General features: G+C 69.5%; 19 protein-coding genes. 14 read left to right on the top strand and 5 right to left on the bottom strand.

Annotated elements, in window-relative coordinates:
* The first annotated feature begins 193 nt into the window (after positions 1 to 193).
* The 9 genes from OG538_RS07570 to OG538_RS07530 all read left to right on the top strand — a co-directional run bounded on the left by OG538_RS07570 (position 194) and on the right by OG538_RS07530 (position 10,991).
* Positions 194 to 775: a hypothetical protein gene (locus tag OG538_RS07570; RefSeq protein ID WP_406091386.1), complete on the top strand. Its 582-nt coding sequence runs from the start codon at positions 194 to 196 to the stop codon at positions 773 to 775.
* 507 nt (positions 776 to 1,282) lie between these two features.
* Positions 1,283 to 1,486 (top strand): DUF5999 family protein, encoded by a 204-nt coding sequence (locus tag OG538_RS07565; protein WP_406091384.1) that lies wholly within the window; start codon positions 1,283 to 1,285, stop codon positions 1,484 to 1,486.
* Positions 1,483 to 2,136 carry a hypothetical protein gene (locus tag OG538_RS07560; RefSeq protein ID WP_097930521.1) on the top strand — a complete coding sequence of 218 codons (654 nt, stop codon included), beginning with the start codon at positions 1,483 to 1,485 and terminating at the stop codon, positions 2,134 to 2,136. The genes OG538_RS07565 and OG538_RS07560 overlap by 4 nt, the downstream gene beginning before the upstream one ends.
* Before the next feature lie 188 nt (positions 2,137 to 2,324).
* Positions 2,325 to 2,504, top strand: a complete 180-nt coding sequence (locus tag OG538_RS07555; protein ID WP_028444064.1) for an FxLD family lanthipeptide — start codon at positions 2,325 to 2,327, stop codon at positions 2,502 to 2,504.
* A 110-nt stretch (positions 2,505 to 2,614) separates the two neighbouring features.
* Positions 2,615 to 5,710 (top strand): lantibiotic dehydratase, encoded by a 3,096-nt coding sequence (locus OG538_RS07550; protein WP_406091382.1) that lies wholly within the window; start codon positions 2,615 to 2,617, stop codon positions 5,708 to 5,710.
* Positions 5,707 to 6,972 carry a lanthionine synthetase C family protein gene (locus tag OG538_RS07545; RefSeq protein ID WP_399560648.1) on the top strand — a complete coding sequence of 422 codons (1,266 nt, stop codon included), beginning with the start codon at positions 5,707 to 5,709 and terminating at the stop codon, positions 6,970 to 6,972. The genes OG538_RS07550 and OG538_RS07545 overlap by 4 nt, the downstream gene beginning before the upstream one ends.
* Positions 6,973 to 6,993: 21 nt before the next feature.
* A complete protein-coding gene (gene fxlM, locus OG538_RS07540) occupies positions 6,994 to 9,063 on the top strand; it encodes a methyltransferase, FxLD system (RefSeq protein WP_406091380.1) in 2,070 nt (689 codons plus the stop codon).
* A 90-nt stretch (positions 9,064 to 9,153) separates the two neighbouring features.
* Complete coding sequence (locus OG538_RS07535) at positions 9,154 to 10,284, top strand: hypothetical protein (RefSeq protein ID WP_371626551.1); 1,131 nt, start codon at positions 9,154 to 9,156, stop codon at positions 10,282 to 10,284.
* A gap of 197 nt (positions 10,285 to 10,481) precedes the next feature.
* Entirely contained in the window at positions 10,482 to 10,991 is a 510-nt protein-coding gene (locus tag OG538_RS07530) for a topology modulation protein (protein WP_371626552.1), read from the top strand.
* Positions 10,992 to 11,074: 83 nt separating this feature from the next.
* On the opposite strand, the gene OG538_RS07525 is transcribed toward OG538_RS07530, so the two are convergent.
* The 4 genes from OG538_RS07525 to OG538_RS07510 all read right to left on the bottom strand — a co-directional run bounded on the left by OG538_RS07525 (position 11,075) and on the right by OG538_RS07510 (position 14,447).
* The gene (locus tag OG538_RS07525) at positions 11,075 to 11,578 is read right to left on the bottom strand and encodes a DUF6924 domain-containing protein (protein ID WP_371626553.1); all 504 of its coding nucleotides are present in this window, start codon (positions 11,576 to 11,578) and stop codon (positions 11,075 to 11,077) included.
* 67 nt (positions 11,579 to 11,645) lie between these two features.
* Positions 11,646 to 12,824, bottom strand: coding sequence for a cytochrome P450 (locus tag OG538_RS07520; RefSeq protein WP_371626554.1), 1,179 nt, complete (start codon positions 12,822 to 12,824; stop codon positions 11,646 to 11,648).
* 19 nt (positions 12,825 to 12,843) lie between these two features.
* Positions 12,844 to 14,004, bottom strand: a complete 1,161-nt coding sequence (locus OG538_RS07515; RefSeq protein ID WP_406091377.1) for an MAB_1171c family putative transporter — start codon at positions 14,002 to 14,004, stop codon at positions 12,844 to 12,846.
* Positions 14,001 to 14,447 carry a regulator component gene (locus OG538_RS07510; RefSeq protein WP_406091375.1) on the bottom strand — a complete coding sequence of 149 codons (447 nt, stop codon included), beginning with the start codon at positions 14,445 to 14,447 and terminating at the stop codon, positions 14,001 to 14,003. Before OG538_RS07510 ends, OG538_RS07515 begins: the two co-directional genes overlap by 4 nt.
* 440 nt (positions 14,448 to 14,887) lie before the next feature.
* Here OG538_RS07510 and OG538_RS07505 point away from each other — a divergent pair, with 440 nt between their 5' ends.
* A complete protein-coding gene (locus tag OG538_RS07505) occupies positions 14,888 to 15,730 on the top strand; it encodes a helix-turn-helix domain-containing protein (protein WP_406091373.1) in 843 nt (280 codons plus the stop codon).
* 42 nt (positions 15,731 to 15,772) lie between these two features.
* On the opposite strand, the gene OG538_RS07500 is transcribed toward OG538_RS07505, so the two are convergent.
* The gene (locus OG538_RS07500) at positions 15,773 to 16,219 is read right to left on the bottom strand and encodes a Secondary metabolite protein (protein ID WP_406091371.1); all 447 of its coding nucleotides are present in this window, start codon (positions 16,217 to 16,219) and stop codon (positions 15,773 to 15,775) included.
* Between the two features lie 440 nt (positions 16,220 to 16,659).
* Here OG538_RS07500 and OG538_RS07495 point away from each other — a divergent pair, with 440 nt between their 5' ends.
* From OG538_RS07495 to OG538_RS07480, 4 genes are all read left to right on the top strand, one after another.
* Complete coding sequence (locus OG538_RS07495; protein WP_030881889.1) at positions 16,660 to 16,986, top strand: hypothetical protein; 327 nt, start codon at positions 16,660 to 16,662, stop codon at positions 16,984 to 16,986.
* 1 nt (position 16,987) lies between these two features.
* The gene (locus OG538_RS07490) at positions 16,988 to 18,007 is read left to right on the top strand and encodes a hypothetical protein (RefSeq protein WP_406091369.1); all 1,020 of its coding nucleotides are present in this window, start codon (positions 16,988 to 16,990) and stop codon (positions 18,005 to 18,007) included.
* Positions 18,007 to 18,711 (top strand): ATP-binding protein, encoded by a 705-nt coding sequence (locus tag OG538_RS07485; RefSeq protein ID WP_406091367.1) that lies wholly within the window; start codon positions 18,007 to 18,009, stop codon positions 18,709 to 18,711. Before OG538_RS07490 ends, OG538_RS07485 begins: the two co-directional genes overlap by 1 nt.
* Before the next feature lie 315 nt (positions 18,712 to 19,026).
* Positions 19,027 to 20,244 carry an IS110 family transposase gene (locus OG538_RS07480; protein WP_406099985.1) on the top strand — a complete coding sequence of 406 codons (1,218 nt, stop codon included), beginning with the start codon at positions 19,027 to 19,029 and terminating at the stop codon, positions 20,242 to 20,244.
* Positions 20,245 to 20,257: the final 13 nt, after the last annotated feature.

Here is a 20,257-nt window from a genome sequence, read left to right as displayed (position 1 = left end):
TACCGCTTTCATCGTCGGTACGAGCTGATCACACGGTATCCGAACGGCGCCTGGCACGGACCTGATTCACGTCAGTAGCGAACGTAGTGGTCGGTCGGACCGAACGCATTGCGCAACCGTCGGATGAGCCCTGCGCGGGCTGAGCGCGATCTAGGGGAAGGCGACCATGAAGACACGTAGAAGCCTGGGCGACATGATCGCCGTCTCCAGTCCACGGATCAGCCTGATGGGATCCCGGGACCGAACGGACACCGACACTGCTCGAACCCAGGAGTGGCACCGCGAACCCGCCCCGCTGGAGCGTCCGGCGCGCAGGGGCGAGCTCGTCCGGCTCCGTCAGCAGTTCCGTCGCGAGGCGACCGAAAGGTGCGACCGCCGCTCCGGTGATCGCCGTCTCCGTGTGTTGGCGTACAGCTTGGTGCTTAGCAGGCGTGCCAGGCCGGATGAGGACTGGAACACCCTCCAGACCGAGGCTGAGCAGCGTGGCTACGCAATGGGAGCGAGGTTTCACGACGTAGCCGTTCCCGTGACCACGACGTGCCTCCCCGGCTCGGGTGCCGGCTGTGGCGTCTACACGCCGCCCTGGAAGCGCCCTGGCTGGGGGGAGGTCGAGCGACTGATCCGAGGCGGCTTCGCGGACGGCGTGATCGTCCTCGACCGGCACAACATCAGCTCCGATGACGACGAGTATCGCGCTGTGATCAAGGAGCTGGGTGAGCGGTACCAGGCATTCATTCACCTCGTGATCCCCGAGGAGCTGTCCGGTCCGACTTGAAGGCGACCGTTGCGGTGGATGGATGCGAAGGGCTGGGGCTGGAGACAGGCCAGCGCTCAGGTTCTCCTCGTCGTCACCGTGTTCGCAGTGCTCGTCACCGTCTACCAATCCGCCTGATCGGAGGGCCGTTTTGACGTTCGAGGGATACACCAACCAGGCAACACATTTCCTGCCGCTCCGTGAGGTGGGACTCGAGCTTTGCATCGTGCCTGCAGGTGACCCGCAGGGCGCGGCATGACCGCGATTAAAGAGACCTGCGCGTGCAGTGGTCGTCTCACCCGGATCCCTGCTTCGTTGTCGAGTGGGGGGAGGGAGACCACTCACGCTCGAGGGCGACCGCACTGCCACCACCCTGGGGCGCTTGTACGGCTACAGCGAAGCAGCCATAGCGGCCCTCATGGGGCGGTGCCACAAGTCCCCCTCTTCGGCCGTGACCGAACCGTGTTCCCCCACGGCACCGTAGCTGGCCGAAGAGGGCCCAACTTCCCACCCGAGAGGACGAGCACCATGTGTGCGCACAACCCGCCGTGCCCCACGGCCATGGCTCCCGACAGGGAGGCCGCGCGACCCGACTCGCACCGCCCTGAGCAGGGCTGGAGCCTGCTGTGCAACGGAGTGCTTGTCTTCGAGGACACCGGAGAACTCCTCCCCGACGGCCGTATCGTCGCCCCCCACCGGCCGCTCGCGCTCACGGTCGGAAGCGCGGCATGACGATCACCGCAGCCGACCTGGTCGTTCCGTACATCACCGCCCGTGAAGGCGAAGAGGCGGACTCCCTCCTCAACCTGAACGTACGCATCGGTCCTGACCGGCGCCCGCGGCTCGGGTACAAGGACGAGGCAGGGCCCGACCGAGATCTCCGCGGCGTGCTGTGGGCCCGGTACTCCATGTCACTCGGCTTCGCGGGACAGCCCACCGGGAACCCGAGGTGGCGGCTGGTGCACCCGCTCCGCCAGCGCATCACGATGGCGCTCCTGCGCTGCCAGGTGTGCACGGTCCCGCTGAAGCGTAGCGACGGCATCCTCTTCGTGGAGACGGCCGACGACGGCGACGACTACACCGGGCCGGTGAAGACCGCGCAGCCGCCGGTGTGTCTGGAGCACGCCCGGATGGCGGCCCGGCGGTGCCCCCGGCTCAGGAGCCAGGGCCACGTCGCCCTGCTGGCCACGCGGTTCCCGCTCTACGGCGTCATCGGCACCCCGTACCAGTACACCGCCGATGGCATCCAGCCCCTCGCCGCCTCGGACGCTCCACTGCCCTACAACCACCCCCAGATCGACTGGTTCCTCGCCTCTCAGCTCGTACGCGAACTGCGGGACTACGAGGTCGTCAGCCTGGACGATCTTGTGCCCGCCGCATAGACGGCTGCTCGACGGTCCTGGGCAAAGGACCGGACCGTCGAGCAGCACCCCAGAGCTTCCCGGCCCGACCATCGGACCGGGATGGCCAGAACCTGACCCCATGGCGTAGCCCCGTCGCTACGCCACGGTCCTCAGTGCGCTGGCAAGCACCACCTGTCCTACACACCAACGAATCACCTGGAGTTGTTATGACGCGAATCGTCACCAAGAGCACCACCCAGGTCCAGGAGCCGACGGCCGGCGGCCAGTCGGACGGGTTCGACCTGAACGTCTCCCTCCTGGAGGTGTCCGATGCGGCCGGGCTGACCGTCCTGACCGACGACGGGTGCGGCAGCTCCTGCGGTGCCTGCGTCACCTTCACTGACTGACCCTGACCGTCTGAACCCGGCCATCAGGTCATGAACCGCGGTCGGTGCTGTCGCGCTACTCGGCGCGTCGGCTCCGACCGCCCCTCCAGACGCACGAAGGGACACGTCACGTGGCTATACCCCCAGCGTTCAAGGCGGGCACGACCGCCCTGGTGCGCGCAGCCGCTCGACCGTCGGTGACCCAGCTTCCCCTACCGGACTTCGACGACCGGTCCTTCCGAGCCGAGGAGTTGGAGGAGGTCACCACCGGACGCCTCGCCTGGATTCGCAGCATCTGGCACGACCCGGGCATCGCACAGGCCCTCCGCCATGCCAGCCCGGTTCTCGCCGCCGAAGTCGAGGTCCTGGAGGGTGCTAACTCCCCTTCTACCCGCGAAGTCCGCCGCGTTGGAGTGTCGGTGGCGCGCTACCTCCTGCGCGCGCTGCACCGGCCCACACCGTTCGGACTGTTCGCCGGAGTCACCACGGCCACCTTCGACGCCGAGCCCCACTCCCGCTGGGGCCAGAACCACCTGGTCGTGGCCCGCGCCGGTGCGGAGTGGGTGGGGAGGCTGACCGAGCAGTTAGAAAGAAGCGGAGAGCTGCTGCCGCTCCTGTCGGTCGTCGTCAACAACACCACCTTCGAGCGCGACGGCAGTCTCGTCGTTCCCTACCAGGACGACGGGCCGACCGGTCAGCGGCGAGCGGTCGAGGTGTCCGTCGAGCTGTCGGCGCCGGTCCGGCTTATCCTCCGCGCGGCTGACGCGCCGATCCGGATCGGGGAACTCGCCGAGAAGCTGATGGCCGAGTTCCCGGCGGTGGCCCCGGAGCGCGTCAAGCGGCTCCTCGCGGGCCTGGTGCGGCGGCGCGTGCTGATCACCAACCTCCACGCGCCGGCGACCGAGACCGACGCGCTCGGTCACCTGGTCACCCAGCTCGACGGGGTCCGTGCCGAGGACATTCGTCTCCTGGCACCCGTCGTCCGGGAGCTGCGCGCCGTCCACGCCGGGCTGGAGCAGTGCGGCACCACAGAGGGCCGGGACGCCGTAGCGACCCGGATGCGTGATCTGGTGCCGGGCCTCCGGCGTCACCCGCTCGCCCTGGACCTGTGCCTGGACGCCACCGTGGTGCTCCCTGATCTGGTCGCCCGCGAGGTCGAGCGCGCCGCCACGATCCTCACCAGGATCTGCGCCCGCCCGTACGGCACCGAGCCGTGGAACGAGTACCACCAGCGGTTCTACGAACGGTTCGGCGTCGGCACGATGGTGCCGCTGCTGGAGGTCGTCGCGGACAGCGGCATCGGCTACCCCGACGGATACCCGGGCGGGCCGACCGGAGCGAGCCGCCGGCGCCTGTCGCCGCGGGACGACGTGCTGCTCGGCCTCGCCCAGGCCGCCGCGCTCGACGGCCGCGACGAAGTCGTGCTGACCGACGAGACCGTGACCGCCCTGGAGCGGGGACCACAAGAGCCACGGGTACCGCCCCACTTGGAGGTGGGCGTGCGACTGCACGCGGCCAGCCTTGCCGATGCCCGCCGCGGTCGGTTCACCGTGGAAATGACCAGCGTGGCCCGCGGAGCGGGGGTGACCGTCGGACGCTTCCTCGGCGTCCTCCCCACTGCGCAACGCGAGCGCCTACAAGCGGAGCTGGCTGACCTGCCCACGGCCGACGCCGGCACGGTGGCCGCGCAGCTCTCCTTCCCCGCGCTGTTGCCCGACACCGCCCACGTCACCCGAGCCCCGCGTGTGCTGCCGCTGGTGATCAGCCTGCAGGAGCACCGCGCCCCCGACGCCGCGGTGCTCACGCCGGCGGATCTGGCGGTGGCGTGCGACGGGCGCCGGATGTACCTGGCTGCTCCGGACCGCGGGCTGCGCGTCGAGGCCGTCGGCATGCATGCGCTCAACCTTGCCGAGCACACCCCGCCCCTGGCGCGGCTGATCACCGAGGTGTCCCGGGCGCAGAACGCCCAGGTCACCAGGTTCGACTGGGGCGCCGCCGCAGCGATGCCGTTCCTCCCCCGCCTGCGGTACGGCCGCATCGTGCTGGTAGCAGCCCGCTGGAGGCTGGAGGCCGACGACCTCCCCGACCGCCACCGGCCCGGCGCGGACTGGGACGCCGCACTGTCCGGCTGGCGGGAGCGCCGCCGCCTGCCGCAGCACGTGCTCCTCGTCCAGGACGACCGGCGACTGCCGCTCGACCTCGATGAGCCCGGCCACCGGAGCCTGCTGCGCCAACACCTCGACCGCGCCGGTACGGCGCTGCTGACGGAAGCCGCTCCTCCTGGGGCGGACGGCTGGAGCGGGGGCCGGGCCCACGAGATCGCGGTCCCCCTCAAAGCGGTCCGGCCTCCGGCCTGGCCTGCGCTGCCCACTCCGACCACCGCCCGCACGCTCTCCCCAGCCCAGATCCAGACCCCCGCCACCTCCCCGGTGATCCTCGTAGCCTTGTACGGCGACTCGCGGCGTCAAGACGCCCTGCTGACCCGGCACGTGCCCGACCTGATGCGGCGCCTCGGCTCTCCCCGCTGGTGGTACGTCCGCTTCCGCGACCCCCAGCAGCACCTTCGCCTGCGGATCGCGCTGCCCGACCCGGACGACTTCGCCGACACCACCCACACGGTCAGCGCCTGGGCCGACGAACTGCGGACCGCCGGGCTGCTGGCGGACCTGCGCTACCCCACCTCCTACCGCGAGACGGGCCGGTGGGGCTCCGGACCGGCGTGGGACGCGGCCGAGGCCGTGTTCCGCGCGGACTCACTGGCCACGCTGGTGCAGCTCGCCCAGCCTGTCCGGCCGGCGCAGCGCACGCTCGTGGCCGCGCACTTCTTCGCCATCGCCTCCGCCCTTCTCGGCGGCCCGGACGCCGGCGCGCGCTGGCTGATCGACCACATCGAGCCGACCTCGCCGAACCCGGTACCCCGCTCGCAGTTCACCGACGCCGTGCGGCTGGCAGACCCGCGCGGTGACTGGGCGGCCCTTCGGTCAGCGCCCGGCGGCGCCGCGATCGTGGACGCCTGGGCCGAGCGCACCGCTGCGCTCGCCGCGTACGGGCCGCACCTGTCCGGCCCGCACGCCGACGGCATCGCCGTGGACAGCGTGCTGACCTCCCTACTGCACGTCCACTTCGTGCGGCATGTCGCGGTGGACTTCCCTGAGGAAGAGGTCTGCCTGTACCTGGCCCGCGCCGCCGCCCTGGCCTTCACCGCCCGCGCCGGGAGGCGACCGTGACCCACACAGCAGCCGCGGTGGCCGCCGCCATCGCCGACCGGCTCGCCCACCCCGACCAGGCGCCGACGGCGGCCACTGACGACGCCAACCGGCAGCACCTCGCCTACGGCCCGACAGGCATCGCCCTGTTGCACATCGAACGCGCCGCGGCCGGGCTTGCCCCCTGGCAGCGCGCCCACGACTGGCTGGCCGCCTCGACCCGCGAGCCCTTCACCAGCGGCCCGGACAGCCACCCCTTCTACGGCGCCCCGGCGCTCGCCCATGCCGTGGCGTGCGCCGCCGACCAGCTTCCGGACTCCTACCGGCGTGGCCTCGATGTGCTGGACCGGCAGGTGACGGCAGACGCCCGGCGGCGGCTGGACGCCGCGCACCGCCGGGTCGAGGCCGGGCAGCTTCCGGTGCTCGCCGAGTTCGACGCCATCCGGGGCCTGACCGGGTACGGCGCCTACCTGCTGCGCCGCGACCCGGCGGGCCCGGTGACCCGGGCCGTTCTCGACTACTGCGTGCGTCTGACCGACCCGGTCACCGACAGCGGCGAACGCCTGCCGGGCTGGTGGGTACCGACCGGGCCGTCCGGCAGGCCGGACGACCGCTTCCCCGGTGGGCACGCCAACCACGGCATGGCGCACGGCGTCGGCGCGGTCCTCGCGCTGCTGGCGCTTGCCGCCCGCCGCGGCACCACCGTCACCGGCCACCATCAGGCGATGCGCACCATCCTGGCCTGGCTGGAGCAGTGGAAGGCGCCCACCGGGCGCGGCACGGCCTGGCCGTACTGGACCACCCGCGAGGAACTGCGCAGCGGCCGGCCCGCGGCCTCGGCATCACGGCGGCCGAGCTGGTGCTACGGCACCGCGGGCCTTGCCCGCGCACAGCAGCTCGCCGCGCTCGCCCTCGGCGACAGCGACCTCCAGGCCGAGGCCGAGGCCGCCCTGCTGAACGCACTGAGCGACCGCGCGCAGCTTCGCGCCACCACGGACAGCGGCCTGTGCCACGGCTTCGCCGGTCTCGTCCACATCGCGGCACGCGTTGCCGCCGACGCAGACCGTGCCACCGCCGGTCAGCTCCGCGCCACCGTCCCCGCCCTTCTCGCCGTGCTGGTCCCGCCCGGCACCGACCCGTACGACGCCGCCGCCCTGCTGCTGAAGGACGCGGCGGGCCCTGGGCTCCTCGACGGTGCCGCCGGAACCGCGCTGGGACTGATCACCGCAGACAGCGCGGAGCCGCCCCGCACCGCCTGGGACGCCTGCCTGCTCACCGCCTGAACCCGACCGAAGGACTTCTCGATGTGTCCCGCTCGCTGGCAGCAGCACAACATCACCTTCCCCGACCGGGACACCGGGCGACGGGCTGTCACGGAACGCCTCGCCCCCGTTCTGCTCGCCGCCGAGGCCGACGGGCAGCTCAGCGGCTGGTGGTTCATGAACAAGCAGCCCTGGCGCCTTCGGTACGTCGCCGACCAGCCGTCACCGACCGTGCTGACTCTGCTGGACGAGTGGGTGGCGGACGGCAAGGCGCAGTCCTGCACGACCGGGATCTACGAGCCGGAGACCGAGGCGTTCGGCGGGGCGGACGCCATGACGGCCGCGCACGCCCTCTTCCACGAGGACAGCCGCCACCTGCTCACCTATCCCGTCAAGGACGGGCACCTGGGGCGGCGCGAGACCGCCATCCTGCTGATGAGCAGCCTGATGCGTGCCTCGGGTCTCGACTGGTTCGAGCAGGGCGACGTGTGGGCGAAGGTCTCCGCACTGCGCCCCGGTACCGGCACGCCCGGGTCCCCGCGCCTTACCTCGGCAATGCGCACCCTGATGACCACCGAAGCCCGCAGCCTGTGCCGCGAGCGCGGGCCGCTGGACGGCCACGGCGACTGGGTCGCCGCCTTCGAGCGTGTCGGCACCACGCTCGCCTACCTTGCCGCCCAGGGCGACCTGACCCGCGGACTGCGCGCCGTCATCGCGCACCACGCCATCTTCCACGCCAACCGTGCCGGTCTGCCGTCCGCCGACCAGCACACCCTGTTCAACATCGCACGAGAGGCAATCATGGGTTCGAGTGAAAACACCGCGTCAGCAACAGAATCAGGCTTTGCGGCCCATAGCGTCAGCACGGTGAACACCGACACACTCGCCGCCCCCGGGGCCAACGCCGAACAGCTCCGCAACGCCCTGGTCGACCAGATCAAGGCCGACGGCCACGCCCGCACCCCCGCGGTCGAAGCCGCCCTGCGCACCGTGCCCCGGCACCTGTTCGTCCCTGACACCTCGCTGGCAGACGCCTACGACAACAGCCCGGTCAACGTGAAGTACGACCCCGAGGGCACCTCGATCTCCTGCGCCTCCCAGCCAGCCGTCGTCGCCCTCATGCTGGACCAGCTCGAAGCCCAGCCGGGCGAGCACATCCTCGAACTCGGCGCCGGCACCGGCTACAACGCCGCCCTGATCGGCCACCTCGTCGGCCCGAGCGGACACGTCACCACCATCGACGTCGATGACGACCTGGTCGAAGGCGCCCGAGCCCACCTCGCCGCCGCTGGAGCCACCAACGTCGAGGCCCTGACGCGCGACGGCGCCCTCGGCCACGCCGAAGGTGCCCCGTACGACCGGATCATCGCCACCGTCGGCGCGCACGGCATCCCCCACGCCTGGCTCGACCAGCTCGCCGAGGGCGGCCGACTCGTCACCCCGCAGCGACTCACGGGCAGCGTCTCGCGCTCCATCATCTACGTGGCGCGCGAAGGCCGGTGGCATTCGGTCGGCTCGGAGATGAACACCTTCATGCCGCTGCGCCGGGGCATCGCCGACGACGACCGCCGCGCCGTGCCGCTCAGCACGGACGGCGCCGTGCGCCTCCAGGCCCCGGCCGGCCTGGCGCTCGACGCCGACGCCCTTGCCAGTGTCCTTGATGAGCCGCGCGTCGAGGAGTGGACCGGGATGACGGTCCGCGCGGGGGAGTCCCCGGAATGGATGGAGCTGTTCGTCTCCTGCGTCATGCCGTCCGGGCTCATCCGGATGCTCTTCCCCCAGACCGCCAAGGGCACGGTGCTTACCGAGGACCCCTACCCCTCGGCCACGGCCGCCGTCGAGAAGGGCGCCCTCACCTACCTCGCGCGGCGTCCCTCGGAGCAGAAGACCCCCGAGGGCGACAAGCTCTGGGAGTTCGGCGTCATCGGCCACGGCCCCGGGAGCGATGAGCTGGCCGCCAAGGTCGCCGACGCGGTCCGCACCTGGGACCGCGGGTACCGCGGCCGGGATGCCGCCTTCGAGATTCTGCCGCTCGACGCGCCCGCGGACGAGCAGCCCGGTGTCTTCGTCCTCGACACCCCGCTGAACCGCGTCCGCGTCACCTGGCAGTAGCTGATCCGCCTGCGTGGTGCCCGCCGACCGGCCGGCGGGCACCACGCGGCCCTTCCCCGCTCCTCGTCGTCTTCACCCCCGGGGGATCACATGGACCCGAACGGACCTATAGCGCAGCGCTTCCCGCTCATCTACCGATTCCGACCCGCGTGCCTGCCCCTGCCCCGGCGCGTGCACGGCTTGGCCGAACTCGCCGACGCCGCAGCCGCAAAGGCTGACCAGGGCCTCGCCTCGGCCGTCTACAACCAGGCCGCCCTCATCGCCTCCGACCTCGGGCTGCCCGACCTCGCGCGGAAGATGTGCCACCAGCACGCCGCCGCCTACCTCCACGCCACCCCCTTGCCCGGCATGACCGCGATCCGCGCCCTCGAACCCGTGGTGAACCTCGCCCGCCTCCAGATCCGCGCGGGCGCCGCCGACGACGGGCGTCACCGTCTGCTGCACCTCTTCGACGCCGTCACCAACGGCACCAGCGCTCAGTTCGAGGGAGTCCACGTCCCGGCCGACCTCACCCTCACCGACACCGACCGCCACGAGGTGCGCACCTGGCTTTGGAAGGTAGTCCTGGCCGACGGCACGCGCACCCTGACCACGGCCGGCCGCTGGGCGGAGGCGCTGGCCCACATCGAGGAACACCGGGGCATCGGGCAGCGCATGCTGGACGGCCGCCAGGTCGCCTTCCTGGCCGCACTCAGCCACACCCCCACCGACGCCGCCGCGCTCATCACCATGACCACACCCGGAGAACGCTGGGAGAACGCCGTCACCGGCTGCCTCGACGTGATGTGCAAAAAGGCCCTTCGCGGCCCGGCCGTACCCCTCCTCGACACGCTGGTCGAGGACTACGTCGAGCACCAACCCGACCAAGGCATGACCGTCTTCGATACGCGCCTCGGCCTGACGATTCTGGACCTGCTGGAGCCGCACCAGGAAGACGAAGCGCACCGGATGGTTGCAGAGCTCCACCGCCGGGCCGTCGTGGCGACCGACGGCTATGCCGCCCGCGAGTGCCTGGCTGACCACCGGTTCACCAGCCTCGCCGAGCCGCGCCAGGTCGAGGCGGCCCGACAGCTCGTCCGTGCATGCGCGCTGGGCAGCGGCAACCTCCCCGCGCCCTGGCTCGCAAGGATGACAGAGGCGCTGCGGGGCAGCGACGAGGTGATCCGTGCCAGCGTCGGGCGATCCCACTCTCAGCAGGAAGGGACTGGTGCACAGGTTTGAGGTGTAGCGCTTGGGCAGCCAGAGCAGCCCATCCTGCACGGCGTCGAGCACCAGGGGAGCCCAGGGGCGCGTGGCAACGCTCATCGTCGGTAGAGGGCTCTCTGAGCGCCGAACTGAACAGGCAGGAGAGAGGCCAGACACAGCACGTCCCGCGAGTTGGCTCGCCCATCACCTCAACCTCTCTACGCTGGAGCACCATGAGGAAGGTCGCCATCGTCGGCTGCGGAGGCAGTGGCAAGTCCCACGTGGCCCGCGAGCTGGGCAGGATCCTCGACGCCCCGGTGACGCACCTGGACGCCGCGTTCTACGACGACGAGTGGAACGTTTTGCCCAGGGACAAGTTCACCGACGTGCAGCGCGAGCTGGTCTCGCAGCCGCGGTGGGTGATCGACGGCAACTACAACTCGACGCTGCAGGTACGGCTCGAAGCCTGCGACACGGTGGTCCTGATGGACGTGTCGACCGTGGCGGCCCTGTACGGGATTTTCTCCCGCCAGCTCCGGCACGGGGCCGGGCACAAGGGCAACGGAGTGCACAACCGCATCCACTGGGGCGTGATCAAGTACGTCGCCACGTATCGGCGCAAGATGCGACCCCGCGTGATGGCGAAGATCGAGGAGTTCGGCTCCGGTGCCGACATGGTGCTGCTGGCCAACCGGCGTCAGACGCTCCGTTGGCTGCGGAAGGTGGCCGCCGAGCAGTCCTGACCGGCTCGCGCCCCGGTCAGGGGGTGCTGGATGCACGGGCCCAACCCGTCCTCTACCGAGGAAACGGCTGACCGCTGTTGCGGTCAGATGGGCCGCAGTACCTGATCAGGCTCTGCGGAAGCAGCCGCAGCGTACTCTGCGAAGTCCACGTTTCCGAGCGCCAGGTCCGCCTGGACGCCGTGTACCGCGGCGGGCACGGCTCGAAATTCACGGGGCTCCGGCGACTCGATGAGTTCCATGTAATAGACGGGGTCGAGGCCACTTACGTCCTCCCAGACTGTCGACAGAGCCAGCAACGCCCGCGCCGGCGACTTCATCGTGCCGTGGTCAGCGAGGAAGACGACCATCAGGTCCCCATCCACCACGGCGGCAAGAACCTCGTCGGGCGTTGCCCCTGACCAAGCGGGCGCTTCGACCAACTGCACTGGTGCGGCAATCTCACCGCCTGGCCCCCACGGGCGGCGCAACTCCCCAACCACCGCATTCCACGACTCGTCGTCGCTGAAGTCGGTCCTGATGACGAGAACGTCGAACAAGTCTCGTCCAATCTCAGGCAGCACTCGCGCAGGGCCCTCCGGCATCGTCATGCCCAGCACTCTCACACGCCGCACTGACACCCAGGCCCTGCGGAAGTGATCCAGAGAAACGTCCTAGCTAGTTCAGGACGGGAAGCGAGGTCAGACCGCGTACAAGACGGGCGTGCCGCCACTGAAGCTGGTCGGGCGGTACGGCGAGCCGGAGGCCAGGGAACCGTGTCAGTACCGCGCGCAGCGCGATTTCCGCCTCGGCCTTGGCCAGGGGAGCGCCGACGCAGCGGTGGATACCGTGCCCGAAGGCGAGGTGGCCGGCAGCGTCCCGGTTCGCATCGAGCTGGTCCGGTGACGGGAACCGTTCCGGGTCGCGGTTGGCGGCTCCGAGGGAGACCAGCACCGGTGCGCCTGCCGGGATGTCGGTGCCGCCGAGCGTGATGGCCTCCGTGGTGTACCGGAAGGTGGCCGTGCTGACGGGGGAGTCGAATCGAAGTAGTTCGTCCAGCACCGCAGGGATGTCGTTTGGGTTCTGGTGGAGGCGGTCGAGTTCGGCCGGGTGCTGGAGCAGGGAGAAGGTCGCGTTGCCGAGGAAGTTGGTGGTGGTCTCGTGACCGGCCACGAGTAGGAGCACCGCGAGGGAGACCAGTTCCTCCTCACTGAGCCGGTCGTGGCCGTCGCGGGCCGAGATGAGGCGGTCGAGGAGCGAGTTGCCGGGGTGTCGGCGCTTGGCGGCGATGAGGTCTGTCATGTAGTCGGCCAGGGAGTGCGAGGACGCGTCGATGACCTGTGGCTGTCCGGCCGCGAACAGTTCGCCGGACCAGCGCTGGATGTCGGGCCGGTCTTCCTCCGGTACTCCGAGCAGTTCGCAGATCACGATGACGGGTAGCGGGACGGCCAAGCCGGTCACGAAGTCGAAGGGCTCACCGACAGGCCACTGGTCCAGCAGGTCGTCGGTGACCGTGGCGATGAACGGGCGCAGTTCCGCGACCGCCCCGGTCGTGAACGCCTTGGTGACCAGCTTGCGCAGCCGGGTGTGCTCAGGCGGGTCGCTCGACAGCATGTTGTGCGCCACTGCGGGGTGGAGGCGCCGCTTTGATTCCTTGCCCGCGAAGAACGCGGAGGTGTCCTTCGAGAGCCGGGCGTCGGCGAGCGCTTCCCTGGCTTCGGAGTATCCGGTGACCAGGTAGCTGAGGCGACCGCCGGATCCGCTGGCTACGGCTTGTACGGGGCATGCCGAGCGCATGGCCGCGTAAGTGGGGTAGGGGTTCTGGAGGAAGCCGGGGTCCTGAGTTGGGTCGGTCATTTCTTCAGGTTCCAATCACTCATGGCCGGCCGTCGTCGCGGACACGCTCGACGTAGGCGTCGGCCACCAGGAGGAGCCACTGTGTGTCGGCGCGTAGATCCTCGCGGGCGGCGGCGTCTACCGACGGAGGTGCGACTTCGTCTGCGTACCGGCCAGCCTTCGAGTCTGCCAGTGCAGCTCGTACGACAGCCGCCTCCACGGCGGCGGCGCCCTGCTCGGTAGCGGTGTGGAAGTTCGACGCCGCGCTCTCCTGCACCCTGCGCGACCGATACGGCCGGAGGGCGAGGATGCCGTCGCTGATCTCGATGACGCGCCGCTGCAGCCGGAAGTCGGAGTCGTCGGAGATGCCGTCGACGTCCTCGGCCGACGATAGGACGATCTGCGGCATCGCGGCTGACAGGTCCTGCCAGAGGGGGCGGAGCGACTCGAAGGACCGGGTTTCCCAGCGGCGACGGCGGGCTTGGTTGATCGGGTAGAGGACAGCGGGCCACGTGAGGCCGAGGCAGATCAGCAGGACGGCGAGTGCCGGGGAGGTGACGCTGAAGGCGCACGTCGAGGTCACGAGCGATGAGCACTGCGCGTGCGTTTCGTCGCCCAGTCCCAGACCGAGGCCGACGATGCGTGTCAGCTTGTAGACGACGTAGACGAGAGCGAACACGCAGCCTGCCGCGGCCACCCGCAGCCCGCCCCGGATGCTGTCGCGCCGAGTCGCCTTCGACTGGCGTACGGCCTGCATCAGGAAGTCGACCACGGAGAACCCGAGGAACGAAATGTAGGGGAGTAGATAGAGCGCGTAGACCTGCGGAGAACGAGCTGTCAGCTGCTCGTAGGCGAACAGCGCGGTCATGGTGACGACCGACGCGGTGAGCAGGGCGAGACGGACCCTGATGCGCCGCCGCGCCTCGTAGGGTTCGAGGTTGAGCTGGAAGGAAACGGCCAGAACCGCTGTGGCGGCACCCAGAGAAGCGCAGTTGCTCAGCAGTCGGCCGACGTGCGGCACGATCGACTCCGCGACGTTTCTGAACAGCGGCGCATAGGAGGCGAAGGCCATGGCGAAGGAGCCGAGAAGCGCGCCCATGGCCCAGGTACCGGTCGGACGGGGCGTTCCGCGTCCGAGCACCCAGTAGCCAGCTATCGACGCGAGCAGCAACGCCATCCCGAGGAAGACAGCATTCGTCATGCGCGGATGCGGCCTCTCCTGATGGGTTGGGCGAAGAGAGCTTCCCAGCTGTCCGGGCCCCTCTCGGGGCGGTGCGAAGGGGCCTCGCGTTCGCGGTAGATGCGTTGGCGGACGACCGTCGCCATCATCTCCGCCTCGCGCTCGTCAGCAGTCGAGTAACTCGTCCGCCCGGACATACGCATCACCAGCGTCGGGTTGACCCCCAGGGAGCGGGCCGTGTCCGCGTTGACCTCCAGGCTTCCCGGATGATCGCAGTACACATGGCACAGCTCGTGCGTGAGGATGTGCCGCTGGTGGTGGGCGGACGTGCCCTCCTCGTAGAAGAGGAGATCGGCGTCCGGGGTCTCGATTCTCATTCCGCACGGCGCATCGACCGCGCCGAGCGTGCTCAGCGGCTGCAGGACGATGGGCTTCCCGCGAAGCTCGGCTATGGCCTCGCTCAATTGGCGGGTGGTGAATCGGTGCGGCAGACGTAGGAGGTTGATCTGCTCTTCGCACGATGCGCGTAGTCGACGCGTGTCGACTTCTGGCAAGGACACGGTGCTCCCCTTCGGCCTCGGCGGTGCGTCAACTTGTGGGTGGACGGAAGCCCCGAGGATGCCAAGAGAAGGCAGGAACTCACGCTTCCTGGAAGTGGCAGTTCCGATTACGGTTGGTCACTGACGGAGGGGGCGAACCTTCCCGGTCGCCAACTCCTCGCCGTTGGGCGGAAACGTAGGAGGCCGGTGATTCGGGCGCGAGGCGGTTCGCACTCTGAGTAGTTGATTACTTGATTATCCGTTATGTCTGACTACGCTGAATGACTGAACCATGATCGACCGGATGGGAGTTTGGGCGCCCTATGGCGCATGTCACCCAGTGAGCGCATCCTAGGCTCGCCCTTATGGACGTGCGGGGCGGGCGGGTCGCGGGTGGCGAAGGTGGCGGCGAGTCGCTGCCTGAGTTGCTGCAATCGTGGCGGCGGCGGGTGAATCCCGATGAGATCCCCGGGCTGACCTCTGCGGGCCGTAGGGCAAAGGGCCTGACGCAGCGTGACGTGGCTCGATTGACCGGGGTGAGTGAACGCTGGTACGGGGCGCTGGAGCGGGGCATGGAGGCCAAGTACTCCGCTGACTTTCTCGATCGACTCTCGTCGGTGCTGGGGCTGAGTCGCGCTGAGCGCGATGCCCTGTACCTGATGGCGGTGGGCCATCCGCCGGTGGTCGCCGCGGTTCCGGAGGCCGGTGCGGCGGCGGAAATGGACGAGGTGCTGCAGCGGTTTCTGGACGGCCAGGCCCCCGATCCCGCCTTCGTGACGGACCTCGCCTGGAACGTGATCGGCTACAACGAACCGCTGCTGGACTGGTTTCCGTGGGCGGCTCACCAGGCGAATCAGATGCGGTGGGCGTTCCTGAGTCCGGAGGCCCGCGAGCAGCTCGTGAACTGGGAGCAGGACTGGGCTCGCTCCTACCTAGGGCAGATCCGCTACGAGCGCGCCCGCCATCCGGACCACGAAGCGCTGCGACAGCTGGAGCGCGACATCCTCACGAGTTCCCCGGCCGCACGGCAGATGTGGGACCGCCGCGAGGTGGTCGAACACGCCGACGGAGACCTGCGCAAGCTTCGACTTCCCCACCATCGGGGTCGAGAAGTCGGCGTGCGGATCATGGCCCTGCGGCCCATACGCAGCGACCTTCTCCGGGTGATCGTGCTGATGGAAGCCGACTCTGAACCTGCCGAGACGTGATCGACGGGAGCGGTGCGCGCTGCTCTGTGTGCGGCCAAGTCCTTACTTGTCGTCGAGCAGTCCCGACGCTTCCGCCTCGTCGGGCATTCCTTCCAGTCGTCGGGCCTGGTCGATCACGGTGTTCACCATGCTCAGGCTCGAAGCGCTGAGACCGTTCGCGCGCAGGGCGACCCGGCGCACCTCCTGGTCGCGCATGGCGGCGACCAGCTGGATCTCGGCACGCTGGCGCTCCGCCTCCTCCTCGTCGAAGAAATAGCCCGGGTTCACGCCGAAGAAACCGGCCAGCGCACGGATGGTCTGCATCTTCGGGTTCGAGTTGGTGCCGGTGCGAAGCTGCTGGATGGCGCTCGCGGAGATGGTGACGTCGGAGGTGTCACGGATGCCCTGCGAGACCTCCGCGTAGGTGTAAGGGCCGCGTCCCTTCGGGTGCACCTCTCGGAACAGGTAGTCGAGCAACTCCGAGAAGGTGCGCTCGCGCGATTCGGTCATCTCCAGATCTCCGTCATGGCGGCCATCATATCCACCTCAGTGGTGATCATGGTCGGTCAGGTTCAGTACCTCGCCATTGCAGTTGACGAAAGGGCGTAACTGCAATGTACTTTGTGCGTTGTCAGTATCCATTGCAGTGTTCCGCCGCTGGTGAGGGCTGGTCTATAGAAGCTGGACTTGGGCCGAGGGTCGCCATATGGTCCTGGTGCCCACAGGCGGAGATCACTGGCTGACGTAACAGTCAGGAGGGGAGGGAGATGAGCGCGGGCGGGTCATGACGACCGCAGGGTGCACAGGGGTGGATGAGACCGGCGCCCGGGAGCTACCAACTCCCGAGCACCGGGCCGACACCCCGAGGGGTACCGATCCACATCTCGCGGGCGGCGGGGCTTTTGCACGAGAACCGCCGCACCGCGTTCCTACGAACAACGGAGTATCACATGCTCGCCACGCCGAGCGTCAACCCAGCCTGCCCGGATACCGAACGACAGCACCGTCTCGCTGCTCAGCTCGCAGAGATGATCCCGGGCGCGGCCACGATCCGAGTCAGCCTCACCGACCCGAGCCGGGCGTGGCCCCACCCGCGTGCCGCTATCCGGGACGAGGGTGGGAAGGCCCTGAAGGTGAGCCGGACGACGGCGACGGTCGCCGCCCGTTGGATCCTGCGGGTCTGGCCGGAGGCGGACTGGACCCGGCCACACACCCTCGACATCCAGCGCGCCGCCCTCACCTGCAGCGACCTGGTCGCCGCCGGTCGGAGCCGCTGACATGGCCCGGATACGCACCATCAAGCCGGAGGCGTTCTTCTCCGAGTCGCTCGCCGAAGTGAGCGTCGAGGCCGAGCGGACCTTCTTCGGCCTCCTCACGCAGGCCGACGACCACGGACGGCACCGCGACAACGCCGCGATCATCGCTGGGCTCCTGTGGCCCCTGCGCGCCGAGCACACCTCGGTCCACGTCGAGGACGATCTCCACCAGCTCGCGAGCGCCGGCCTGATCTGCCGGTACACCGGCTGCGACGGCCGCCGCTACCTCCACATCGTGACCTGGTCCGAACACCAGAAGATCGACAAGCCGAGCCAGTCCCGCCTGCCGTCCTGCTGGCAGCACCAGGCTGCCCGCCGGTGCGGCCCCTGCAAGGGCAACTGCACCAAGCAGACCGGGTGCTCGCCCACCACTCCCGGAGGACTCGCCGAGACCTCGCCGAACGCTCCCCGACCCCTCGATCTGCCCGCCCAGGCCACCTCGACGTCTTCCGGACACGTGATTGTGTCCCCGGCCGACCGGCAGGCAGCCACCGATCACTTGGTCGACGTCCCTGGCGGCTCCCGATCGGAAGCCCCAGGTCAGGAGGCATTCCTCGAGGACTCCTCGAACCTTCCCCGAAGCCTGCCCGAAGGCTCGGCGCCTGGATCTAGGATCTTGGATCCTGGATCTTCTCTCCCTACGGGGCGCACAGCGCCCGCAGCCGGCATCTCCGCTAAGGATCTGGTCGGGGAGTACGTCGCCGGGTGCGACCAGCGCCCCCCGAGCGACGTGATCGGGCACCTGGGGCGGATCATCAAGAAGCTCCTGGACGAGGGCATCGCACCGGCGCACATCCGAGCCGGGCTGGCGAATTTCACGGCCAACCCGAAGCACCCGAGCGTGCTGACCAGCATGGTCAACGAGGCGATGAACGCTTGCCCCGGCGGTTTGGCGCGGCCGGGAATCCGGCCTAACGTGCCCGCCCACCAGGCGTGGACCAACCCGGCTAACGCGTCTGCCGCCTACGCCGAGGAGCTGTGATGCACACCCGTCACCGCGAACCGCAGCTCCTCGGCAACGAAGCCACCCTGGAGCGTATGGCCAGGATCCTGGCCGCCCGCAACATCGACCCGGCCGACGCCGCGCTGCCGGACGACGCCGAGCACTTCTCACCGCTGGACGCCCTGCTGGCCGGGATGCCCCCTCGCTACCAAGCGGCTGTCGCCGACCACCCCACGGTCCTGGAGTGGGTCCGAAAGGTCACCGACGCGGCCGTCGCACCCAGCAGAGGAGCCCGGCTACAGGTCACCACCGGACCTAGCCTGCTGATGGCCGGGGTCGTCGGCGCGGGCAAGACACACCAGGCGTACGGCGCAGTCCGAGCGCTGGTCAACAGCGGGGTCGGTGTTCGCTGGCGCGCGACCACCGCTGCCGACCTCTACGCCGATCTCCGCCCCCGGCCCGGGGTCGACAGCGAGCGGGAACTGGCGGCGGTCGGCCGCTGCCCGCTGCTGATCATCGACGACCTCGGCGCGGCTAAGGCGAGCGAGTGGGTGGAGGAAGTGACGTACCGGCTGATCAACCGGCGGTACAACTACGAACTCCCCACGCTGATCACGACCAACCTGGCGATCAAGGACCTGCGCTCGTACCTCGGGGATCGCGTCGCCAGCAGGCTCGCGCAGATGACCACCCGAGTCGAGTTCGAGGCCGTCGACCGCAGACGCCACAGTGCCGCCGCCTGACCCTGCACAGGCCACCCCGCCGGACCGCGCCCTCGCAGCGCCGTCCCCCGTTATGTTCTTGGCGGTCCTGCAATGGGACCGCTGGCCTCCGGGCCCGGCATGACTGTGTCCCCCTGTCGAAGGCATGACCTGGGGGGTGGTGTCACCGGGCCCGGGAGGTGCCGTCGGAGACGCTGATGAGAGGTCCGGCCACTGCCCGGTCCGGCGCAATGCCGGACGGCTCGCGGGCGGCAGGTCTGCATAACGTGGATGCGCGCGTACGACACCAACGCCGAGGCCGGCACCGTGAACACCCTTTGGGGAGAGGGAGTATCGATGTTCGACACCACTGAGGTGGGCGTCTTCCTGGGCCTGGATGTCGGCAAGAGTGCCCATCACGGCCACGGGCTGACCCCGGTCGGGAAGAAGGTCTTCGACAAGCAGCTGCCCAACAGCGAGCCGAAGCTGCGGGCCGTCTTCGAGAAGCTGGCCGCGAAGTTCGGCACAGTGCTGGTGATCGTGGACCAGCCCGCCTCCATCGGGGCTCTGCCCCTGACCGTGGCCCGGGACGCCGGCTGCCGGGTCGCTTACCTGCCCGGCCTGGCGATGCGCCGGATCGCCGATCTCTACCCGGGCGAGGCGAAGACCGACGCGAAGGACGCCGCAGTCATCGCGGACGCCGCCCGCACCCTGCCCCACACCCTGCGCTCGCTGGAACTGACCGACGAGATCACCGCCGAGCTGAACGTCCTGGTCGGCTTCGACCAGGACCTCGCCGCCGAGGCCACCCGCACCAGCAACCGCATACGCGGCCTTCTCACCCAGTTTCACCCCAGCCTGGAACGTGTCCTTGGCCCGCGCCTGGACCACCGGGCCGTCACCTGGCTGCTGGAACGCCACGGATCCCCAGCCGCCTTGCGGAAAGCCGGCCGCCGCAAACTCGTCGAGCTCATCCGCCCCAAGGCCCCGCGCATGGCCGCACGGCTGATCGACGAGGTCTTCGACGCCCTGGACGAGCAGACCGTGATCGTGCCTGGAACCAGCACCCTCGGCACCGTCATTCCCTCCCTGGCCCGCTCCCTCGGCGCCGTCCACGAACAGCGCCGGGCCCTGGAAACCCAGATCAGCACCCTGCTGGAGGCCCACCCTCTTTCCCAGGTCCTGACCTCGATGCCCGGCGTCGGCGTCAGGACCGCCGCAGTCCTGCTGACCACCGTCGGCGACGGCACCAACTTCCCCACCGCCGCCCACCTCGCCTCCTACGCCGGCCTTGCCCCGAACACCCGGCAATCCGGAACCTCGATCCACGGCGAACACGCGCCCCGAGGCGGCAACCGGCAGCTCAAACGGGCCATGTTCCTCTCCGCCTTCGCCTGCATGAACGCCGATCCGGCCTCCCGGACCTACTACGACAAACAGCGAGCCCGCGGCAAAACCCACACCCAAGCCCTCCTCCGACTCGCCCGCCAGCGCATCAGCGTCCTGTTCGCCATGCTCCGAGACGGCACCTTCTACGAATCTCGGACACCGAAGGACGTCGAACTCGCCGCATAGCCCCCCACCCGAA

It is taken from the genome of Streptomyces sp. NBC_01013, from assembly GCF_045162765.1.
GTDB lineage: Bacteria > Actinomycetota > Actinomycetes > Streptomycetales > Streptomycetaceae > Streptomyces.
The sequence above is the reverse complement of the archived record's forward strand: the minus strand, read 5'-3'. Positions and strand labels throughout refer to the sequence as shown.

Excerpts from the sequence above, each read along its gene's own strand:
- OG538_RS07570 (WP_406091386.1), top strand. The coding sequence starts at position 194 with ATGATCGCCGTCTCCAGTCCACGGATCAGCCTGATGGGATCCCGGGAC.
- OG538_RS07565 (WP_406091384.1), top strand. The coding sequence starts at position 1,283 with ATGTGTGCGCACAACCCGCCGTGCCCCACGGCCATGGCTCCCGACAGG.
- OG538_RS07560 (WP_097930521.1), top strand. The coding sequence starts at position 1,483 with ATGACGATCACCGCAGCCGACCTGGTCGTTCCGTACATCACCGCCCGT.
- OG538_RS07555 (WP_028444064.1), top strand. The coding sequence starts at position 2,325 with ATGACGCGAATCGTCACCAAGAGCACCACCCAGGTCCAGGAGCCGACG.
- fxlM (WP_406091380.1), top strand. The coding sequence starts at position 6,994 with ATGTGTCCCGCTCGCTGGCAGCAGCACAACATCACCTTCCCCGACCGG.
- OG538_RS07535 (WP_371626551.1), top strand. The coding sequence starts at position 9,154 with ATGGACCCGAACGGACCTATAGCGCAGCGCTTCCCGCTCATCTACCGA.
- OG538_RS07530 (WP_371626552.1), top strand. The coding sequence starts at position 10,482 with ATGAGGAAGGTCGCCATCGTCGGCTGCGGAGGCAGTGGCAAGTCCCAC.
- OG538_RS07525 (WP_371626553.1), bottom strand. The coding sequence starts at position 11,578 with ATGACGATGCCGGAGGGCCCTGCGCGAGTGCTGCCTGAGATTGGACGA.
- OG538_RS07520 (WP_371626554.1), bottom strand. The coding sequence starts at position 12,824 with ATGACCGACCCAACTCAGGACCCCGGCTTCCTCCAGAACCCCTACCCC.
- OG538_RS07515 (WP_406091377.1), bottom strand. The coding sequence starts at position 14,004 with ATGACGAATGCTGTCTTCCTCGGGATGGCGTTGCTGCTCGCGTCGATA.
- OG538_RS07505 (WP_406091373.1), top strand. The coding sequence starts at position 14,888 with ATGGACGTGCGGGGCGGGCGGGTCGCGGGTGGCGAAGGTGGCGGCGAG.
- OG538_RS07500 (WP_406091371.1), bottom strand. The coding sequence starts at position 16,219 with ATGACCGAATCGCGCGAGCGCACCTTCTCGGAGTTGCTCGACTACCTG.
- OG538_RS07495 (WP_030881889.1), top strand. The coding sequence starts at position 16,660 with ATGCTCGCCACGCCGAGCGTCAACCCAGCCTGCCCGGATACCGAACGA.
- OG538_RS07490 (WP_406091369.1), top strand. The coding sequence starts at position 16,988 with ATGGCCCGGATACGCACCATCAAGCCGGAGGCGTTCTTCTCCGAGTCG.
- OG538_RS07485 (WP_406091367.1), top strand. The coding sequence starts at position 18,007 with ATGCACACCCGTCACCGCGAACCGCAGCTCCTCGGCAACGAAGCCACC.
- OG538_RS07480 (WP_406099985.1), top strand. The coding sequence starts at position 19,027 with ATGTTCGACACCACTGAGGTGGGCGTCTTCCTGGGCCTGGATGTCGGC.